We start from the raw sequence: 20,358 nt of genomic DNA on the forward strand, positions 1-20,358 counted from the left end.
ACTAAAAGACAGTAGTGTGAATTGAGCATAATATCTCTACAGTCTTCTTACGTACACCCTAATTTCACTTAGATATTCCCCACGATTTTGTGAAGTGCTAACGCCCAGGGGAATAGTATGCGTGAGAGACTACAGGCTCGAGCCATACCCCTAGGCAAGCATGCACTTTCAAAATCGTAAGATTTTAAACCATATCATGCTATTTACTAAAAGACAGTAGTGTGAATTGAGCATAATATCTCTACAGTCTTCTTACGTACACCCTAATTTCACTTAGATATTCCCCACGATTTTGTAAAGGGCTGACTCCCGGGGGAATAGTATGTGCGTGAGACTACAGGCTCAAGCCATACCCCCAGGCAAGCATGCACTTTCAAAATCGTAAGATTGCAGATTAAAACGCTATTATTCAGCACTCATCACAATGGTGTACACAAAAATTAATTACATTTGTGACTAAAGCTTGTACAACTCTTTGGTGACCTATGTTAAGTTATGTGTAACAACAAAGGAGGGATTCAAAATACAAAAGGAAAACTTTAATATCATTTCAGAAATGATTCAAAACCCCAAAATTAAAGGTAAAGACTTAGAATCGATGTTTAACATTTCACGCAGACAACTTGGATACAGGATTCAAAAGTTAAATGACTGGTTTAAAGAACAAGATTATCCGGAAATCGAACGAACTAGCCAAGGTTATTTTATCGTTGATGACGCAATTAAAGATTTCTTAAATGTACCAAATGAATCCACCTCTCAAAAAAATGAGCAGGTATACACTGCCTATCAACGCGCGCACCTCATTTTATTGATGTTGTTTAGTGAAGAAGAAGGTCTTTCATTAAATCACTTCTCAATAGATTTAGAAGTAAGTAAAAATACCGTACTGAATGATATTAAGAAGTTGAAAGAACTTATCGTACCATATGAAGTTCATCTTCAATACAATCGTACTAATGGTTACTACTTAGTAGGTAATGAGTTTGAAATACGTAGGCTTCTCATGAGGCTTATCGACAAAGTATTCACAATGCATTTTTCTCAGTCAGATATTGTAACAGGATTGAAAATTGATGAAGATAAAATTGATTTAATCGATCGTCACATTACAAAAATCGAACAATATTTAGACAGGAAGTTCATTGATCAAAGTACTCGAACATTACCATACAAACTTTACTTAATTTTACGAAGAATAAAGCACGACAAAATAGTTTCATCATTTTCTATTGGATATGATGATTTATCAGATACTAAAGAATATCAAGCAACCGAGATACTGACCTCAGATTATCCTGATATTCCAAGACAAGAAAAGTTATTTATAACATTACAATTATTATCAACAAGTGTTCAATGGTCAGAAGTCAGTGATGTTCAACACATTCCAGAGCTTAAAAAAGCACTTGATGAGATGATTGATCAATTTGAAAAAATTACTTTTATTACATTTACAGATAGAGATGCTTTAATTAATCAATTGATGCTTCATATGGAACCTGCGTTCTATCGTATTAGATATCAATTATCGGATATAGATGGCTTAGAAAATTCATTGAAAGAAGATTATAAAGAACTCTTTCATCTCGTAAAGCTATCATCTAAACCTTTAGAGAAATTTTTCGGTCAATCATTGCCAGAGAATGAAATTGCTTATTTAACCATATTAATTGGAGGCAGTTTAAGAAGGCAAGATGAAGAAATCGAGCAAAAAGTTAAAGCAGTTGTCGTTTGTACGCAAGGTACTTCCATTTCACAGCTGATGTTACAAGAACTACGCAGTGTATTTCCAGAATTCATTTTTCTAGATGCATTATCGTTACGTGATTTCAATCAGTACGAGTTAGATTTTGACATTGTCTTTTCACCAATGCATATCATGACGAATAAAAGATTATACATTACTAAAACGATATTAACGGCTCAAGAAAAGCATGAATTACGTCAGCACGTATTTGGTCAATTAAACAACACGGTAGAAACTGAAATACAAGTTGAAAAAATGATGTCAATTATAAGAGAACACGCAACAATTCATGATGAAACGGAACTTTCTAAAAAGGTTAAAGAACAATTTGAAGATACACATGCTTATTCATCCGTGAAAGCATCGACATTATCCATCAATAGTACTTTAAACTTACAAGATTTGTTGCCGACCAATCACATTAACTTTGTTCATAGTGTCGCCGATATACATGAAGCCATCCGCTTAACAGCCGACCCACTCGTCAAAATGAAGTATATTGATGCTCAATATATAGAAAAAATGCATGAAGCTTTCGATGATACTTATATGGTAATTAACCAAAACATTGCCATTCCTCATGCTGACGGAGAACAAGTTGTTCATAGAACATCTATGAGCATGTTGATATTAGAACAACCGCTTGAGTTAAGTACAGGATTAAAGGTGCATATTTTCGTCGTCATAGCTGCAACTGATAAATTTAAGCATTTGCGACCTCTACTCCAATTGAGAGATATGTCTCAAGATCAAGCAGTTATTAAAAAAATGGTTAATACAGATTCAAAAAAGGATGTTTTCGAAATGATTCAACACTTTTCAAAAATAGATTAAATCAAAGGGGGTTGCATAACATGCAAGATTTAAAAATCGATGTCTCGAACGTCATTCTTGATGTAGAGGCTGCGACAAATGTGGAAGCATTGAGTAAGTTAGCCGATGTCATGTATCAAAATGGTTACGTTAAAGAGACTTACAAAGATGCTGTCATAGAAAGAGAAAGTTCATTTGCAACTGGTTTACCAACTGTATATTGCTCAGTAGCAATCCCGCATACCGATATACAACATGTCCAATCAAAATCAATTGGTATTGCAGTTTTAAAGGAAACAGTTCCATTTGTCATCATGGGAGAATTAGAAGAAACAACTGATGTTAAATTAATTTTCATGTTAGCAATGGATAAAGAAGATGCACAACTTTCACTCTTACAAAAATTAATGGGCATTTTCCAAAATGATCAATTACTTTCATTAATCGCCAATGCACAAGATAAACAAACAATTGTAGATGCAATAGACAAAGAATTAAGTGAAGCATAAAAAATATAAATGGAAGAGTTCGGTGAATACATCGACTCAAATTAGGAGGAAATAATTATGAAACAAGTATTAGTAGCATGTGGAGCAGGAATCGCAACGTCAACAGTGGTAAATAACGCAATTGAAGAAATGGCTAAAGAACATAATATTAAAGTGGATTTAAAACAAATTAAGATCACTGAAGTTGGTCCTTACGTTGATACGGCTGACTTATTAGTTACAACAGCAATGACTCAAAAAAAATATGATTTCCCAGTAATCAACGCACGTAACTTCTTAACTGGTATCGGTATTGAAGATACGAAAAAAGAAATATTAGACGTATTACAAAGTTAAATCAATTAAATTTAAAAACTAGCATGAGGTTGAAATAACAATAATATTTCATCCTCATTCTTCTAAAAAAGAGGATGGTGTAGGGAATGAATGGTTTCGTAAATTTTATTCAAGCATTTCTTGATTTAGGTGCAACGGTTATTTTACCGATTGTCATATTCTTATTAGGGATATTCTTCAGACAAAAAGTCGGAGCAGCATTTAGATCTGGTTTAACAATTGGTGTTGCCTTCGTAGGTATTTTCTTAGTAATTGATTTACTTGTTAACAACTTAGGACCAGCTGCACAAGCAATGGTTAAAAACTTAGGCGTTAGCTTAAATGTTATTGATGTAGGTTGGCCTGCAACGTCTTCTATTGCATGGGCTTCAGTAATAGCAGCATTCATTATTCCATTAGGTATCGTTATCAATGTCATTATGTTATTAACTAAGACGACGAGAACGATGAACGTTGATATTTGGAACTTCTGGCACTATACATTCTGTGGTGCTATGGTTTATGCAATTTCTGGTAGTATTTGGCAGTCACTTGTTGCTGCTGTATTATTCCAAATCGTCTGCTTAAAAGTAGCTGACTGGACTGCTCCAATGATGAGTGAGTTCTATGATTTACCAGGTGTATCAATCGCAACTGGTAGTACAATTTCTTATGTCCCAGGTATTTTCTTAGTTAAAGGACTTCAAAAAATTCCTGGCATTAACAAATTAAATGCCGATCCAGAAACAATTCAAAAAAGATTCGGTGCTTTCGGTGAATCCATCTTCGTAGGTCTTGTCCTCGGTTTAGCTATCGGTCTATTAGCTGGGTACAATGTTGGTGATGTTATTAACTTAGGTATGTCTATGGCAGCTGTAATGGTATTAATGCCTCGTATGGTTAAGATTCTTATGGAAGGTTTAATGCCTGTATCTGAATCAGCACGTACTTGGTTAAACAAGCGTTTTGGTGACCGTGAAATTTATATCGGCTTAGATGCTGCTGTAGCTTTAGGACATCCAGCAGTTATCTCAACTGCTTTGATTTTAGTTCCAATCACAGTGTTATTAGCTGTCATTTTACCTGGTAACCAAGTATTGCCTTTCGGTGACTTAGCAACAATTCCATTTATTGTAGCATTCATAGTCGGTGCAGCGCGTGGTAACATCATTCATTCTGTTATCGTCGGTACAGTTATGATCGCTATTTCACTATACATCGCAACTGATGTAGCACCTATTTTCACAAGTATGGCTGACGGTACAAGCGTTAAAATGCCATCAGGATCATCACAAATCTCAAGTCTTGACCAAGGTGGTAACATCTTAAACTATATTATCTTCAAGTTCTTTGATTTGTTCAACTAACATTAAGGGGATGACATTACATGAAAGCATTAGTCAAAACAGCACCAGGATTTGGCAACTTAGAAATATTAGATAGAGATATTCCAGAACCAGGAAAAAACGAAGTCAAAATAAAAGTTCATTACGCTGGTATTTGTGGCACAGATGTTCATACGTATGAAGGTCATTACAACGTAAACTTTCCAGTAACGCTCGGTCATGAATTCTCTGGTGAAATCGTAACAGTTGGAGAGAACGTTCAAGATTTTGAAATTGGTGACCGTGTGACTTCTGAAACAACTTATTATATTTGCGGTGAATGTGAATATTGCCAAACGGGTGATTATAACTTATGTAACCATCGTAAAGGGTTAGGTACACAACAAAATGGCGGTTTCACGCAATACCTTGTTGCAAGAGCTGCAAGTGTTCATAAATTACCAGATAACGTATCTTATAAAGCAGCTTCTATGACTGAACCGTTGGCATGTGCACACCATGCAGTATCTAAAATTGAAATACAACAAGATGATATTGTTGTTGTAATGGGTCCCGGCCCTATCGGCTTACTTGTAGCGCAAGTCGTTAAAAGTAAAGGCGGCAAAGTCGTTATTACTGGATTAGATAATGATAAAGCACGTTTAGATAAAGCTGAAGAACTTAATTTAGATCATGTAGTGAATATTCAACATACAGATTTAAAAGAATACGTAAATCATATTACAAATGGTTATGGTGCAGATGTCGTATTAGAATGTTCAGGCGCTGTACCTGCTGCTAAACAAGGACTCGATTTATTGCGTAAAAAGGGAAATTACGTTCAAGTTGGTATTTTTAAAGACGCTGAAATTCCATTTAATTTAGAAAAAATCGTTCAAAAAGAAATTAGAGTAGTCGGAAGCAGAAGTCAGAAACCTGCTGATTGGGAACCATCATTACAATTAATGAGCTCAGGACAAGTAGACGCAGAAGCACTCGTTACAGCTGAACTTGATATTACCGAGTGGGATGAAGGTTACAATCACATTAAAGGCGGCGAAGGTATTAAAGTCTTACTTCGCCCTATCGAATAAATAAATCATCTTTTAAAGATAAAAAGGAGAATGTTGATTATGGTTGAACACATGTTAGATTTTATGCTTGGACCGATGAGAAGTATTACAGGTATTTATATGGATAACTTATTAATTTGTAACAGTGCTGTTTTCATTAGTTATTTTGGAGCAAAACTTTTCAAGAAAAAGAAAGTCACTTCAGAACAAACGTCTTAACATGTAAAAACAGAGGGGAGGATAAATGATTTGAAAGCCCTAAATTTGTACGACATTGAAGATTTAAGATTTGAAGATACGGATAAACCCGAACTTAAATCACCTGATGATGTCATTATTAAAGTTAAAGCAACTGGTATATGTGGGTCAGATACATCTCGATATAAGAAACTCGGACCATATAAAGAAGGTATGACATTTGGACATGAATTTTCCGGTATAGTTGAGCAAATAGGCAGTGAAGTCACAGGCTTAAATGTCGGCGACACTGTAACAGGCTGCCCTGCCGTCGTCTGTCACCAATGTCATTATTGCGAAAAAGGCGAATACTCTAGATGCGAAAACTTATATGTTATCGGATCCTATGAACCAGGTTGTTTTGCAGAGTTTGTTAAATTACCCGCAAGCAACGTATTAAAACTCCCAGACAATGTTGATTTAGACACAGCAGCCATGGTTGAACCATCTGCAGTTGTTGCACACGGATTCTATCGCACACATATGAAACCAGGTGCAACAGTAGCCGTTATGGGATGCGGAAGTATAGGTCTATTAGCGATACAATGGGCCAAAATATTCGGTGCTGCAAAAATTATTGCAATAGATATTGATAGTCACAAACTAGCAATTGCAACGCAACTAGGCGCAGATTATACAATTAACTCAATAGAAGAAACGTTAGATCAAGCAATATCAGCTATACCAGAGAAAATTGATGTCGCTGTAGAATCAGCAGGGTCACCCTTTACTATAGGACAAGTACTCACTTTGCCAACTAAAGGCGGAGAAGTCTTATTATTAGGCATTCCCTATTCAGATATCGAAATCAAAAGACAACACTTTGAAAAAATATTAAGAAATGAGCTAAACGTTATAGGATCTTGGAACGGCCTATCAGCGCCCTTCCCTGGAGAAGAATGGACAGCCACATTACACTATATGTCTACAGGAGAAATCAATGTGGACCCTATTATTTCAGATAGACTCGAGTTAGAAAAAGGTCCAGAAACATTTTATAACTTAGTAAACAAAAAGAAACATTATGACAAAGTAATCTTTCATCCATAAATAAACATGACCATAAATCAATAATGACTTAAGAGGAAGCTGGGACACATAATGTGCCCAGCTTTTTATAATTGGATGAGGTTGGTGTGTGGCGGATTATAAAACAACCCCCGAAATGATCAATCAGGTCATTTCGGGGGTTTATCATTTAGCTGTTTTGTTTTGAGAATGCTTTACCAATTGCGTCGAGTTTTTCTGGTGCGTCTGATGCGCCCATTTTTACTTCGATGAAATGCATTTGGTTTGGTTCTTTATCAATTTGTAAAAATACTTTTTTTAAATCTTCAGATGTTTCTACATCGTGAACGGCCACTTTATCTTTACCACCGAATACTGCTGGTAACAGTTTATAATCCCACATATGAATATCATTATATGGTTGATTTTCTCCATGGATTTTACGTTCTACTGTATAACCATCGTTATTGATTACAAAGATAACTGGTTTAAGGTCTTCTCTAATCATTGTGGAAATATCTTGAGCTGTTAATTGTAATGACCCATCTCCTATTAATAAGATGTTTCTTCTATATAAATCAGACATTTGAGTGCCTATTGTTGCTGGTAATGTATACCCTATTGAACCCCATAATGGTTGCCCAATAAACGTATTATCTTTATATAAATTCAAATCATACGCACCAAAGAATGATGTTCCTTGTTCTGCTAAAATGATGTCGTCAATTCCTATAAAGTCTTGCATCATTTTAAAATACGTTTCTTGAGTTAATGGTGCATTATCGATTGTGTAATCACCTTTTTCAGCACGTATATTTTCTGGGAAATGTGTTTCATTTTTATATTGTATGTTCAATAATCCATCTACAAGATTAGACAATGTAAATTCGGATGTTACAGTATCATTTAATTTAAAATCATGATGGTTGATCATGACTACATCATCAATATCAAAGCCATATGAATATCCTGCAGTTGCTGAGTCTGTTAATTTGGCACCAATATTTAAAATGGCATCACTGTTATCTACATAATCTCTTATCTTTTCTTCTGCAATGCTGCCATCATAAATTCCCATATAATATGGACTTTCTTCATTAAAAGCACCTTTCCCTAAAGATAATTGGGCTACAGGTATTTGAGTTTGTTCAACAAATTGTTCTAATTCATCATGCAGTTTAAAACTATTGATTTCATGACCTGTGATGATAACAGGTTGTTTAGCTGTTTGTAATTTTTGTTCAATCATTTCGATATATTTAGATACATCTTGATGAATCGGTTCAGGTATTTTATACGCTTCTTTAACATCTATTTCAGCCTGTGCAACATCTATTGGTAAATGCAGATGAACAGGTCTTTTTTCTGATATTGCTGCATTAATGAGTCTAGGAATCTCTGTTTGAGCATTGTCTACCGTGATATAACCTTGCGCAGTTGTAATTTCTTTGAACATTTTTCTGTAGTTATCAAATTTACCTTCACCTAAAGAATGATGAACATATTTACCCGCTTCTTCTACAGCAGTCGTTGGTGCTCCAGTAATTGCCACAACTGGTACACGTTCAGCATAAGATCCTGCTATGCCATTTACTGCACTTAATTCGCCAACACCGAATGTTGTAACCATTGCGCTTATACCATTTAATCTTGCATAGCCGTCAGCTGCATAACTCGCGTTTAATTCATTCGTATTGCCTACCCATTCCATATCGTCTCTACTAACAATGTCATCTAAAAATGTTAAATTAAAATCTCCGGGTACACCATAAACTTTCTTAACACCCGCTGTACTTAATGCATCCATTAAATATTCCCCAACACGTTTTTTCATAGCCGATTCCCCTTTTCTATTTATACGGATTTTAATAGGTCAATATACTTGACCTATTAGCGTAAAAAAATAACAATTTGATCTCATATCAAACGTTTAATAATATCTTTAACAATTATTATTATATTATTACTTATAATTTAAGTCAATAACATTGACCTAAAAATGAATTTTTCGAAACTATCCTTTATAATAGGAAAAAAGGAGTCGACACAATGGATAATAAAAATAATTATGATCATATGCTTTTTTACTTTGCATACAAAACATTTATAAATACAGCTGATGATATTATAAAAAATCACGGCATGAGCAGGCAACATCATAGATTTTTATTCTTTATAGATCAAATGCCTGGTATCACAATGAAAGATTTACTAGACACGCTAGAAATTTCAAAACAAGCATCACACGCATCACTCAAGAAATTAAAAGAAAAAGGATTAATCAGATACGTCGATTCAGATAACGATAGAAGAGTAAAACAATTATATCCTACTGAAGAAGGCAGTGAACTCGTTCACACTTTAAACAAAGCTCAAAACGAACTACTACAACAAACATTTGAAGAAGCCGGCACAGACTGGCATGACATCATGGAACACCTCGCTAGTAAAAAAAGCGGCTTTAAAAATGTAAAATCCATTAAACCGAATATATAAGAAAAAGCTGCCACACAACTGTGAAGCAGCTTTTTTCTATTCCTCTGTATTGAACATACTATTAAAAACTAAGCATATGAAAAATAATGTAATAATGATGATGAAACTATATGGTACTTGTTCCAACCAAAACCACGTTAAATGCATATCCGTAAATTGATTAAGCTGCTGAACAACGTATCTTGTCATTAATAGCCCTGATAATATAAATATCAAAATGCGCGTTATCTTTTTAACCACATTTATCATTACTATATCATCTCCCCTTTGCTATTTTAATTTTCCAATAAGTAAACATTCTTAAAAGATACTCTAATGGTCCATATCTTAAATATTTTTGATACCAACTTGCTAAAACCATTTGTAAAATATAAATTAAAACAAAACTTAAAAAAGTTAATACGAGTATGTTTTTCCCAAACAAACCTAATCCATAGCTATAAAGAATTAGTGTCCCTATCACACTTTGCATCATATACATGGATAAAGACATTTTTCCTAAGTTCTCAAATCCTCTAAATATGATATTGTCTTGATATGTCTCGTATAAATATTTAAACAAACATATAAATCCAATTGCCAACACGATGCCAAAGGTAGTTGCCAAACTTTCAGAGATATTCTCATTAGATATCCATAAATAAGATGACTTACCTACTAAAGAAACCGGTATAAGATAAATAAATAATTTAGAAAATCGTGTTTCTTTTATACTTTTCTCAAACCATTTATATCTTGATAAACAAATACCTAATGTAAAATAAGGTACTTCCATGAATATGATGAATATAAAGAACCAGCCCATTGCATCTCCTAGTTCATTTTTCATTTCTAATAGCATAGGGTCTTCTATTTGTTCATCCACGTTACGAATATCCCAGTAACTACCTTCACTAAACATTGATTTGATTTCATGTACATATGTCGCTTTATCACCTTCATTTAAAAAGGGCTCTGAACTATCAAATAATGAAATGATTGATATCGCCAAAATAAATACGAAACCTATGATTGTAACCCATTTAAAAAATCTACTTTTTAAAGATATAAATGGTATAACTACTAACATAGATATTGCATAACCAAATAATATATCGCCTTCCCATATGAAATAAGCATGCAAACTACCAATTAACATTAAAAACAGTGCGCGTCTTAATAAATTAACTCTTGGATGTTTAACTTGTTTTGTTTTCATAGATTGATACAATTTGTCTAATGAAAAACCAAACAAAATCGCAAATATAGGCATAAAGCTTCCTTCAAACAAAATTTTTATAAAGTGATAAATACCTTTGTTAATTGCATCTAAATGATAATGTTCTATGTATAAATGACCTGTTAATCCAAATTGAAATATTAATAAATTGGCCATAAATATTCCAAATAAACTAAAACCTCTTAGTGCGTCCACAACTTCTATTCTCTTCATTTTTGCCACCTCTCACATACTATTTTACCAATTTTCAATAAAATCCGACTTATGTAAATCTTAAATCTACCTTAATTTTACAGAATGCAGTAGATATGGTTAGAATTGAGTTATACAATTATTTATATAGAGGTGTTATAAGTGACAGCAAAAATATTAATAGTAGAAGATGATTTTGATATACAAACGTTAATTAAAATCTCTCTATCAAATAAACAGTTAGGCAAAATATATTTAGCAAATGATAAACTCGAAGCTGAACAATTACTTAAGAACGATCATTTCGACGTAGTCCTTCTTGATTTAAATTTAAAATCAGAAAATGGCTATGAACTTGTTAAATATTTTAAAAATAAAGATACTAAACTGATCGTCGTAACTGCTAAAGATACAGATTTAGATGTTTATAAAGGGTTTGAAAATGGTGCTGTAGATTATGTGAAGAAACCCTTCGATCCAATCGAACTTGCTTATAGAGTTGGTGTACATATTCAAAGTAGTCATACACACAACAATAAAAATTTAAAAGTAAATTTAGATACAACTGATGTCGTCATTGATAATGAAAAAGTAAATTTAACATCGAGAGAATATGATCTACTGATGTATTTTATTAAAAATACAAACAAAGTCGTAACGAAAAGCCAAATTTATGAGCATGTTTGGGGATATTCAATAAGTGTAGATGATAATACTTTGATGGTTCACATTAGAACGTTACGCAAGAAAATAGAGAATGATGCTAACAATCCTCAACTTATTCAGACAGTACGAGGAAAAGGTTACATTTATAGAGGTTGACGATATGAACAAACGATTTACTTGGAAATTCACAAAATATATATTTATTTTTCTAACCATCACTTTAATTTTAGCTAGTATTGGTATTGGTTTATTTTTCACAAACATTTCCAAATTGGCCTACAACGATTTAAATACAACAGATGATTTTTACATGGACATTGCAATATCAAAAGAAGACAATGGTTACGAATTAAATGATGATTTAAAACAAAAGTTAAAAGAAAATAATGTACAACTATACATTATCGATAATCAAGGAAACGCACTGTACCCTAAGAAAAATAAAAACATTAAAAATAAATTGATTGATAATATTTATAACACAAGAACAATCCCATTTAAAAACGATCATTTAAGTGTAGCGCTTATTTATCCGCAAAAATATAAACATAACTTGAACAACAAAGAAAATATAGACATAAACAAACTTATCAACAGCTTATATATTAATAATTACAATGCATACCAGCATATCGAGAAAAATAATAAAATGATGTTCATAGAAAATCCAGCACATCAAAAAGTTGTATATACTAATGAGTTTACTGAAATTGAAAATAATACTTTTAAATTTTTAGCCATTTCATATTTATTACTATTACTACTCAATATCATTTTAGTTATTATGTTCGCACTTATTATTTCAAGACGCATTTCTAAACCATTATTCTTTTACAACGATTGGATAGAAAACCTTTCTAAAGGTAAGTTATTTAAACCTAGTTCTAAACATTACAATAAAAGAACTAAGAAACTTTTCAAGGAGTTGAATGCTTCTGTAGAAAAGCTGAATTTACAACTTACAGAAGATAAAATTTATCAAAATCAGATCAACTATTATCGAGAAAAGTGGCTCAGCCAAATATCACATGATTTAAAATCGCCATTAACTTCAATATATGGTTATGCAAGGTTGTTATCATCAGAAACAATAGATACTAAAAAATATGCCCTCTTAATATCAGACAAAGCATCTTATATGACAGAGCTCATCGATAGCTTAAACAAAAACTTTAAACAAGAAACGGATCAAATGAATGTTCATAAAGAAGCATTTAACGTTTCAGAAACTTTAGATCAGCTTATTAAATCTATTCAATACAATAAATTTGAAATAAATAATCATCTTTCATCAAAAGAATTTTATGGAAATAAATTGTACTTCGAACGCATGATGATGAATCTAATAGATAACAGTATTGATCATAATAAACAAAACCCTAAAATTCAAATCACCATTCAAAATCAAGAAGATGGGTTAATTGTAGATTACAAAGATGATGGTAAAGGCATCAACAAGACAACAGAGAAAAACATGCTACATTCAAACTTTACAACGAAGGACAACAAAGAAGGACATGGTATTGGGTGTACAATCATTATGGATTGCATATCATTCCACAATGGTACATTCAAAATATTACCAACAAAAAAAGGTGTTCATTTCAGAATACTTCTTAAGTAAGGATGTGGAAATCATGAAAGAAAAATGGATTTATGGCGGTACGTTCGGACTATCTATCATATTTTTAGCAGTGGTTACGCAATTATTTATTTTCAATACAATTGATTGGACCGCTATAGTAGGCATGTCCATTGGAATCACCGTTATATTATTAACAACAGATATTTATTCATATGAAAAACATAATATATTCAAAAAAGAAAACTTAATATTCATACTTGTATATCTTGTTTCACTGATATTAATTAATTTGCTTATCCCTTCAGAATTCAGAATTTATCCACTATGTGTATTATTAGTGATGATTTTGATTTATGACATAAGTAAGCGAAGAAAAAAGAGGAAAAAAGAAAAGACGCTCACTGACTGAGCGTCTTTTTATTTTATCAACTTTACGTAACAAATGATTTTTTGGAACTAATTCAGAAACTAAAATCATTTCATACTTCTCTCGTTTATTGATTTATTTAGCATACAGATCAACTCCTCGAGATTTTTCCACCTATATTATAAAACATTCTTCTAAAATATGGCAGTGTTTTTGCGCCGACTCTTGCGGGAAGAGCATGATTCGAAGACTACAGGCTGAGAACATGCCCGCGGAAAGCGTGCGCAAAAAAAGACTGCCAACCAGTTCACGTTAAGTGACTTTGTCGACAGTCTTTTTTGTATGTCATTTCTAATGACTTGCTTCTGGTTTCATTTCTTCTTCATGGTAATTAAAGTATTTGTTCGATATATATTGTTGAATAATCAGCACGATGGCACTAGCACTCCAATACAATGGTAAAGCTGCTGGTGTATTCATGCTCACAATTAAAATCATGATCGGACTTAAATACATGATATATTTCATTTGTCCGTTTGATTCTTCTGGTAAATATCGTGTTGATAAATATGCTTGTAATAAATATAATGCGCCCGCTATAAGTGCCATAAATATATCTGGCGTACCAAGGTTAAACCATGCAAAGCTATGACTTGCGAATGCATCGTTATGTGATATAGCAAAGTACAACGCCATAAGTATCGGCATTTGTATAAGCATTGGTAAGCAGCCCATATTCAATGGGTTCACGTTATTATCTTTATATAAAGCCATCATCTCTTGACTATATTGTGTACGTTCTTGATCATCTTTAGCTGCTTTCATTTTCTTATTAATTTCATCAATTTCAGGCTTTAACTGTTTCATTTTAAATTGCATTTTCTTTTGTCCTTTAAAAGAACGCAACATAAATGGCATGACAATTAATCTCACACATAAGGTAACGATGATGATACCAATGCCGTAACTGTTGTTAAAGAATGAAGCGAAAAATTCAATAAGGTAAACGAATGGTTCTACAAACGTTGAGTGGAACATGCCACCTTCTTGTGGTGCACACCCACCTAATAATAATGTTATTGCTAAAAATGCTAAAACTGTATATAATTTCTTCAAAATTTCTCCTCCAATATATTAAATATGATTTAATATATTGGCAAAGCGTCTTCTTCGTCGACGGTCTTGGATAAACAACGTATTCTCCACCTTAGTATTGGTACAATCCATACAAACATGTATTGATCCTCTACTTCAGTCGAAGACCTTATAACCCAATTTTTGTGGAGCTTGATGCTTGCTTGCATTTGCAAGTAAACATACAAGAGCGTCAATAATAATGGAACAAAATACTGAAAACTAAATGCTACATAATTGATTAAAATGTCTTCTCCTAATAACCCTATGAGCCATTCCATTACGACCTCACTCCTTTCAAATTGAATTTCTTCTTTTAACTATACATGCTGAAAGAACATTATTCAAATATTATATTACTCAAATTTATTCGCGAATTACTTTTAAAAGGGCTATACATCTTGATGTCTATACGCCCCGAAGACTTACGCAAGACAAACCGAAGACTCCCTTTGCATTTGATGTTCTTCCACATGTATATAGTCATCATTAAATAGTTCACTTATGAAGGTTGTTGATACGATTGTTCTATAATATAGAAGCTTTAAAGGAGCCAATATATAACCTAATAAAAATCACCCAATCCGAAAATAATACCAACGGATTGGGTGATTTTTATATTTCTGATTTTGTAAAGTGCTGACGCCCGGGGGAATAGTATGTGCGAGAGACTACAGGCTCGAACCATACGCCCAGGCAAGCATGCACGTTACAAAATCATTATAGTTTAGGACATTTATGTCCCAGACTCTCATGTTAAAGTTGTATTAAGGTTTTTTGATAAACGCATATAAACTGATAATAAATATGAATATCATTCCAATAATTACTGAAACTCTAGTTTCAGAATTGAATAGCATACCGATGACAACGGCAATAAGCATTATAATCGTTATAATGTTACTTACCGGTGCGAATGGCATTTTAAATGGATGGTCTTTGATTTGTTCTCTTTTTCTAAAGTTAATATGACTGATTAAAATCGCAAACCAAGGTACCATACCTGGTAGCACACCTGCACTAAATACATATACAAATATATTTGTGTCTTTTCCTAATATTAAAGGTAATGTGATGTCTAGAATAATACCTAAGAAAATACCAATTGATACTGCAATAACTGCAATATGAGGAACACCGTTTTTATTCGTTTTATAGAATATTTGAGATATTTGTTTTTGTTTTGATAATGTATAAAGCATACGACTCGTACTAAATATACCTGAGTTACAACCTGACATGGCTGCTGTAATCACGACAAAGTTTATAATAGTTGCTGCTGAAGTAATACCTACTTTGGCAAATGTCGCAACAAATGGTGAACCAATTTGATTCACTTCATCCCAAGGATAAACGGTTACGATGATGAAAATAGAACCAATGTAAAATATAAGTATTCTCCAAACAACGCTATTAATTGCTTTTACGATATTTTTCTGTGGATCTTTCGTTTCACCTGCTGTAATTCCGATTAACTCAATACCAATGTATGAGCCAAATACGATTGATAATGCAAAGAAGAATCCGCTGAACCCTCCTGTGAAGAAGCCTCCACGATCCCATAAATGACTGATACCAATTGGATTAAAGTTGTTTCCTATACCAAATAATATTAGTCCTAAACCTGCAATAATCATTAAAATAATCGTTACAACTTTTACTGCCGCAAACCAAAATTCAAATTCTCCAAACATTTTAACTGATACTAAATTTGCCGCTAATAATATAACGACAACTGCTAATCCTGGTATCCATGAAGGTAAATCTGGCCACCAAAATTTGAAATAAGATCCAACTGCAATGACTTCACTCATGCCTACAATAATCCAGTTGAAAATACTACTCCCAGCAGTTACAAATGAAAATGACGGATGAATATAATCATTAGCAAATTTAGCAAACGATCCTGTATCTGGATAAATATAGACCATTTCTCCTAATGCTCTCATTATAAGAAACACAAACACACCAGCAATTGCATATGCCAATAGAACTGAAGGTCCAGTCCATTTAATGGTACTAGTGGCCCCCATAAATAAACCTACGCCAATCGTACCTCCAATAGCAATCATCTGCATTTGTCTTGATGTTAATTCTCTTTTTAAGTTATTATTCATGTTCTACCCTTCTTAATATGTATACATTGAATTTTCAATAAACATTTATTTAAATATTTTACAAATATAGCATTTTTAATATCTACATTCCAATAGTCTTGCTTAAAATAAATAATAAATTTATTTTCTTAATCACAAAATCTACACAATTGTGCTAAATACTACCAGTTTTCCCTAAATTTCTATATAATAAATAACTATGTTTATATTTAAACATTACTAAAAATAAAGAGAGAAAGGATTATTATCAATGACTACCGTAAATAATATATCCAAAACTGAACTACACTGCCATTTAGATGGATCTGTAAGCATAGAACTGATCCAACAATTAGCACGTGAACAACAAGTGAATATTAATATAGAAGATATTCAAGTCGATCAAGCGTGTGAGAGTCTAGATGAATACTTGAAATCTTTCGATACGATATTAAAAGTATTACAAACTAAAGGTAGCTTAGAAAAAGCCGTTATAGATGTTGCTCAGCAATCACATCATGACAACATCAAATATATAGAAATCAGATTCGCGCCACTTTTCCATATGGATAAAGGATTAAATTTAAAAGAAATATTAGAAGCCGTTAATAATGGTGCTACTAAAGCAGAATCATTGTATCAAATCAAAGTGAATATGCTTGTATGTGGTATGAGACATCATGAAAATAAAACAAATATTGACCTTTTTACAGAAGTAAATGCACTTAAAAATGAAACTCGTCATGTTGTTGGTTTTGATTTTGCTGGACCTGAAGAAGCATTTCCTACCAGTGCGATACAAGAAGCCATTCAATACTCTAATCATTCAAATAGTCACTTAACATTACATGCAGGTGAATGTGGTTGTATACATAATATAATAGAAGGTATTGAACTCGGAGCACGAAGAATCGGTCACGGTGTAGCTGCTATTAGTGACGATACTGCTCTAGAATACATAAAAAATCGTAATGTATTGCTAGAAATTTGCCCAACGAGTAACTTGCAAACAAAAGCCATACAAACATTAGCTGAACTCAACATAAGAAAACTTATAGAACAAGACATCCCGTTTAATATCAACACAGACAACAGGACCGTTTCAAGTACTAATTTAAATACTGAATACGAACTATTGTACAATCATAACTTAATGACAATAGATGAAATTAAAGACATTAATATTAAAGCAATCGAGCACGCATTTCTATCTGATAATGAAAAAGAAAACTTAAAATCTAAATACTAAAGTCAAAAAAGCATTTGCCGCAAAAGCAAATGCTTTTTTAATCAATATATTCATAAGTCATGCCTACTTTCGATAAAAACTGTTACACTTCAAAAGCATTCGTTTTAACATTGATTTTTTTAAGAAATCGTTCTATTTTCGCTTGCTGTTTCCCATTGACTTTACTGCCATCAGCTACTATACCTTTTATTTCTTTCGTTGATATAAGACCACTTTCTGTTTCATCTTCTAATTTTTGAACATGGTCACCTAATTGAGAAATTGTTTGATTGTAAGCTGTGAAATATTCACTCAATCTATTCGTTTCTTTTTGATATCCATTCGGAAGTTTATTTTTTTCTATATAGTTTGAAAAGTTTTGATCATTTTTTTCTTCCAACTTGCGTCCTTCTTCTAATTGATCCGCTTCTTTCTTAGTTAAAGGTATGTCTTCCCAAATTTTTTTTTCTATATTTGAAGTTACTTTATAAATATTTTCATTTGTATCTAAGTATCTTTGAATACTTTTATGTATTTGTGATTTTGATAGTGTTTCATTTTTACTATATGACTCGAAAACGATACTTGGTAATTTTCCATTTGATTTATCGCTAGTTTGTTTTTCTTTATGTTTACCTTCATTCGTCGAGCTTTCTGCTGTTTTTTCATCATTTCCACACCCTGAAATTATCATGATTAAACAACATGATAAGATGACTGACATTATTTTTTTCATTCTTCATGTTCTCCCTTTATATATATTTAAAAACTATTTATATACATAGTAACACTATGATGGATGCTTTACTACCATAATATGTAATGTGTCACTATATTGTAAACCATATTTAAATAAAGGTTTACAATTTTAAAGATTATTAGTATTCTATTAATAATTATAAAGGGGGACAACATAATGAATTTAGGCACAAATATAATTAATGGACAATACTTAACTTTTAATGAGGCATTAAATATATATCAAGATAATGAAATTGATACTTTAACACTTGTAAATGAAGCTTACAAAGTACGTCACCACTACTATGGTAAGAAAGTTAAACTTAATATGATTTTAAATGCTAAAAGCGGCATTTGCCCTGAAGACTGTGGTTATTGTGGACAATCTAGAGATGTTAAGAAGAAAGAACAACGTTATGCACTTATTCCAGAAACTCAAATTGTCGATGGTGCAAAAGTTGCTTCTGAAAATAAAATAGGCACATATTGCATTGTCATGAGTGGTCGTGGTCCTAGCGATAAAGAAATATCTCACATTACACGTTCAGTAGAAGAAATTAAAAGAAATCATCCACAATTAAAGATTTGTGCCTGTCTTGGTTTAACTAACGAAGAACAAGCTGAATCTCTTAAAAATTGTGGCGTAGATCGTTATAACCATAATATTAATACAAGTGCTCATTATCATGATGAAGTTGTTACGACTCATAGTTTTGATGATCGTGTGAACACAATTAATATTATGAAAGAGAAGAATATTTCGCCTTGTTCAGGCGTGATATGTGGTATGGGGGAATCAGACGAAGATATTATTGATATGGCTTTTACACTTAATGACTTAGATGCAGATAGTATACCAATCAATTTTTTACACCCTATTAAAGGAACAAAGTTTGGAAGCATGGATGACTTAACACCTATGAAATGCATTAGAATATTATGTATGTTTAGGTTAATTAATCCTACTAAAGAAATACGAATCGCTGGTGGTCGTGAAGTTAATTTAAGAAATCTTCAATCACTATCTCTCATGGTCGCAAATTCTATTTTTGTTGGCGATTATTTAATTACAGGTGGTCAGCCAAATCAACTAGATTACGATATGATACAAGATTTAGGATTTGAAATTGATGGTTGATACATTACATAAATTTAAGCGTCATTATATGGGTACTCATATTATCTAAACCAATTTCTTTATTTACTTTAGATTTCTTCACTCGGCTATAACGGCACTGCACCCTATTAAGACGATATTAGATTTTCAAACGATTAAGAGACTCCTTATTGAAAAAGGAGTCTCTCAGACTGTGGATAAACCAAACGTGGACAAGCGTTTGGTTTTTTTGTCATTTTTACATGTTTCATTCAAATTTCATACTAAAAAAGTTCAACTTTTTGGGTTCAGTACAGACATTGCCCATGTCGTGAGTTTAGTCCGAAGTTAATCCAAAACTTTGCCCATGTCGTGAGTTTATTCCGGAGTTAATCCAAGACTTCGCCTATGTCGTGAGTTTATTCCGGAGTTAATCCAAGACATCGATCAAGTCGTGAGTTTATTCCGGAGTTAATCCAAGACTTTGCCCATGTCGTGAGTTTAGTCC

Annotated in this window: 19 protein-coding genes; 13 read left to right on the forward strand and 6 right to left on the reverse strand. The window is 32.6% G+C overall.

Features of this window, described 5'->3' with window-relative positions; genetic code table 11:
- The first annotated feature begins 556 nt into the window (after positions 1–556).
- The 7 genes from LQ598_RS13105 to LQ598_RS13135 all read left to right on the forward strand — a co-directional run bounded on the left by LQ598_RS13105 (position 557) and on the right by LQ598_RS13135 (position 7,072).
- Positions 557–2,584 (forward strand): BglG family transcription antiterminator, encoded by a 2,028-nt coding sequence (locus LQ598_RS13105; protein ID WP_107536591.1) that lies wholly within the window; start codon positions 557–559, stop codon positions 2,582–2,584.
- Positions 2,585–2,604: 20 nt separating this feature from the next.
- The gene (locus tag LQ598_RS13110; RefSeq protein WP_016912050.1) at positions 2,605–3,072 is read left to right on the forward strand and encodes a PTS sugar transporter subunit IIA; all 468 of its coding nucleotides are present in this window, start codon (positions 2,605–2,607) and stop codon (positions 3,070–3,072) included.
- Between the two features lie 57 nt (positions 3,073–3,129).
- Entirely contained in the window at positions 3,130–3,408 is a 279-nt protein-coding gene (locus tag LQ598_RS13115; RefSeq protein ID WP_016912051.1) for a PTS sugar transporter subunit IIB, read from the forward strand.
- A gap of 86 nt (positions 3,409–3,494) precedes the next feature.
- Positions 3,495–4,754: a PTS galactitol transporter subunit IIC gene (locus tag LQ598_RS13120; protein ID WP_016912052.1), complete on the forward strand. Its 1,260-nt coding sequence runs from the start codon at positions 3,495–3,497 to the stop codon at positions 4,752–4,754.
- 20 nt (positions 4,755–4,774) lie between these two features.
- On the forward strand, positions 4,775–5,806 hold the full coding sequence (locus LQ598_RS13125) for a zinc-binding dehydrogenase (RefSeq protein ID WP_126578653.1): 1,032 nt from the start codon (positions 4,775–4,777) through the stop codon (positions 5,804–5,806).
- 39 nt (positions 5,807–5,845) lie between these two features.
- On the forward strand, positions 5,846–6,004 hold the full coding sequence (locus tag LQ598_RS13130; protein ID WP_016912054.1) for a hypothetical protein: 159 nt from the start codon (positions 5,846–5,848) through the stop codon (positions 6,002–6,004).
- A 30-nt stretch (positions 6,005–6,034) separates the two neighbouring features.
- The gene (locus LQ598_RS13135) at positions 6,035–7,072 is read left to right on the forward strand and encodes a galactitol-1-phosphate 5-dehydrogenase (RefSeq protein WP_126578651.1); all 1,038 of its coding nucleotides are present in this window, start codon (positions 6,035–6,037) and stop codon (positions 7,070–7,072) included.
- Positions 7,073–7,220: 148 nt separating this feature from the next.
- On the opposite strand, the gene LQ598_RS13140 is transcribed toward LQ598_RS13135, so the two are convergent.
- Positions 7,221–8,864: an alpha-keto acid decarboxylase family protein gene (locus tag LQ598_RS13140; protein ID WP_107557320.1), complete on the reverse strand. Its 1,644-nt coding sequence runs from the start codon at positions 8,862–8,864 to the stop codon at positions 7,221–7,223.
- A 215-nt stretch (positions 8,865–9,079) separates the two neighbouring features.
- On the opposite strand from LQ598_RS13140, the gene LQ598_RS13145 reads away from it, so the two are divergent.
- Positions 9,080–9,526 carry a MarR family winged helix-turn-helix transcriptional regulator gene (locus LQ598_RS13145; protein ID WP_016912057.1) on the forward strand — a complete coding sequence of 149 codons (447 nt, stop codon included), beginning with the start codon at positions 9,080–9,082 and terminating at the stop codon, positions 9,524–9,526.
- A gap of 36 nt (positions 9,527–9,562) precedes the next feature.
- Here LQ598_RS13145 and LQ598_RS13150 read toward each other — a convergent pair whose 3' ends face one another.
- Both LQ598_RS13150 and LQ598_RS13155 read right to left on the reverse strand, forming a co-directional pair.
- Entirely contained in the window at positions 9,563–9,715 is a 153-nt protein-coding gene (locus LQ598_RS13150; RefSeq protein ID WP_202663543.1) for a hypothetical protein, read from the reverse strand.
- A 67-nt stretch (positions 9,716–9,782) separates the two neighbouring features.
- Complete coding sequence (locus LQ598_RS13155; protein WP_239745671.1) at positions 9,783–10,958, reverse strand: DUF418 domain-containing protein; 1,176 nt, start codon at positions 10,956–10,958, stop codon at positions 9,783–9,785.
- A gap of 141 nt (positions 10,959–11,099) precedes the next feature.
- Between LQ598_RS13155 and LQ598_RS13160 the strand changes: the two genes are divergently transcribed.
- Genes LQ598_RS13160 through LQ598_RS13170 form a run of 3 tightly spaced genes read left to right on the forward strand, consistent with a single transcriptional unit; the run spans position 11,100 to position 13,597 of the window.
- On the forward strand, positions 11,100–11,759 hold the full coding sequence (locus LQ598_RS13160; protein WP_016912060.1) for a response regulator transcription factor: 660 nt from the start codon (positions 11,100–11,102) through the stop codon (positions 11,757–11,759).
- A 4-nt stretch (positions 11,760–11,763) separates the two neighbouring features.
- Positions 11,764–13,227, forward strand: coding sequence for a HAMP domain-containing sensor histidine kinase (locus tag LQ598_RS13165; RefSeq protein WP_158256825.1), 1,464 nt, complete (start codon positions 11,764–11,766; stop codon positions 13,225–13,227).
- A gap of 13 nt (positions 13,228–13,240) precedes the next feature.
- Positions 13,241–13,597: a hypothetical protein gene (locus LQ598_RS13170; protein WP_158256826.1), complete on the forward strand. Its 357-nt coding sequence runs from the start codon at positions 13,241–13,243 to the stop codon at positions 13,595–13,597.
- Positions 13,598–13,906: 309 nt separating this feature from the next.
- Here LQ598_RS13170 and yidC read toward each other — a convergent pair whose 3' ends face one another.
- Both yidC and LQ598_RS13180 read right to left on the reverse strand, forming a co-directional pair.
- Positions 13,907–14,671 carry a membrane protein insertase YidC gene (yidC, locus tag LQ598_RS13175; RefSeq protein WP_016912063.1) on the reverse strand — a complete coding sequence of 255 codons (765 nt, stop codon included), beginning with the start codon at positions 14,669–14,671 and terminating at the stop codon, positions 13,907–13,909.
- Between the two features lie 785 nt (positions 14,672–15,456).
- Positions 15,457–16,806 carry an amino acid permease gene (locus LQ598_RS13180; RefSeq protein WP_239745672.1) on the reverse strand — a complete coding sequence of 450 codons (1,350 nt, stop codon included), beginning with the start codon at positions 16,804–16,806 and terminating at the stop codon, positions 15,457–15,459.
- A gap of 250 nt (positions 16,807–17,056) precedes the next feature.
- Between LQ598_RS13180 and add the strand changes: the two genes are divergently transcribed.
- Positions 17,057–18,034: an adenosine deaminase gene (gene add, locus LQ598_RS13185; RefSeq protein WP_107536581.1), complete on the forward strand. Its 978-nt coding sequence runs from the start codon at positions 17,057–17,059 to the stop codon at positions 18,032–18,034.
- An 82-nt stretch (positions 18,035–18,116) separates the two neighbouring features.
- Here add and LQ598_RS13190 read toward each other — a convergent pair whose 3' ends face one another.
- Positions 18,117–18,749, reverse strand: a complete 633-nt coding sequence (locus LQ598_RS13190; RefSeq protein WP_239745673.1) for an NDxxF motif lipoprotein — start codon at positions 18,747–18,749, stop codon at positions 18,117–18,119.
- Positions 18,750–18,929: 180 nt separating this feature from the next.
- Here LQ598_RS13190 and bioB point away from each other — a divergent pair, with 180 nt between their 5' ends.
- Positions 18,930–19,892: a biotin synthase BioB gene (gene bioB / locus LQ598_RS13195; RefSeq protein WP_107536579.1), complete on the forward strand. Its 963-nt coding sequence runs from the start codon at positions 18,930–18,932 to the stop codon at positions 19,890–19,892.
- The last annotated feature ends 466 nt before the right edge of the window (positions 19,893–20,358 follow it).

Origin of the sequence: Mammaliicoccus sp. F-M27, assembly GCF_022387115.1 — a bacterium.
Classification (GTDB): Bacteria; Bacillota; Bacilli; order Staphylococcales; family Staphylococcaceae; genus Mammaliicoccus; species Mammaliicoccus vitulinus.

Coding starts and splice junctions, on each gene's coding strand:
- LQ598_RS13105 (WP_107536591.1), top strand. CDS start 557: ATGATTCAAAACCCCAAAATTAAAGGTAAAGACTTAGAATCGATGTTT.
- LQ598_RS13110 (WP_016912050.1), top strand. CDS start 2,605: ATGCAAGATTTAAAAATCGATGTCTCGAACGTCATTCTTGATGTAGAG.
- LQ598_RS13115 (WP_016912051.1), top strand. CDS start 3,130: ATGAAACAAGTATTAGTAGCATGTGGAGCAGGAATCGCAACGTCAACA.
- LQ598_RS13120 (WP_016912052.1), top strand. CDS start 3,495: ATGAATGGTTTCGTAAATTTTATTCAAGCATTTCTTGATTTAGGTGCA.
- LQ598_RS13125 (WP_126578653.1), top strand. CDS start 4,775: ATGAAAGCATTAGTCAAAACAGCACCAGGATTTGGCAACTTAGAAATA.
- LQ598_RS13130 (WP_016912054.1), top strand. CDS start 5,846: ATGGTTGAACACATGTTAGATTTTATGCTTGGACCGATGAGAAGTATT.
- LQ598_RS13140 (WP_107557320.1), bottom strand. CDS start 8,864: ATGAAAAAACGTGTTGGGGAATATTTAATGGATGCATTAAGTACAGCG.
- LQ598_RS13145 (WP_016912057.1), top strand. CDS start 9,080: ATGGATAATAAAAATAATTATGATCATATGCTTTTTTACTTTGCATAC.
- LQ598_RS13150 (WP_202663543.1), bottom strand. CDS start 9,715: ATGACAAGATACGTTGTTCAGCAGCTTAATCAATTTACGGATATGCAT.
- LQ598_RS13155 (WP_239745671.1), bottom strand. CDS start 10,958: ATGAAGAGAATAGAAGTTGTGGACGCACTAAGAGGTTTTAGTTTATTT.
- LQ598_RS13165 (WP_158256825.1), top strand. CDS start 11,764: ATGAACAAACGATTTACTTGGAAATTCACAAAATATATATTTATTTTT.
- LQ598_RS13170 (WP_158256826.1), top strand. CDS start 13,241: ATGAAAGAAAAATGGATTTATGGCGGTACGTTCGGACTATCTATCATA.
- LQ598_RS13180 (WP_239745672.1), bottom strand. CDS start 16,806: ATGAATAATAACTTAAAAAGAGAATTAACATCAAGACAAATGCAGATG.
- add (WP_107536581.1), top strand. CDS start 17,057: ATGACTACCGTAAATAATATATCCAAAACTGAACTACACTGCCATTTA.
- LQ598_RS13190 (WP_239745673.1), bottom strand. CDS start 18,749: ATGAAAAAAATAATGTCAGTCATCTTATCATGTTGTTTAATCATGATA.
- bioB (WP_107536579.1), top strand. CDS start 18,930: ATGAATTTAGGCACAAATATAATTAATGGACAATACTTAACTTTTAAT.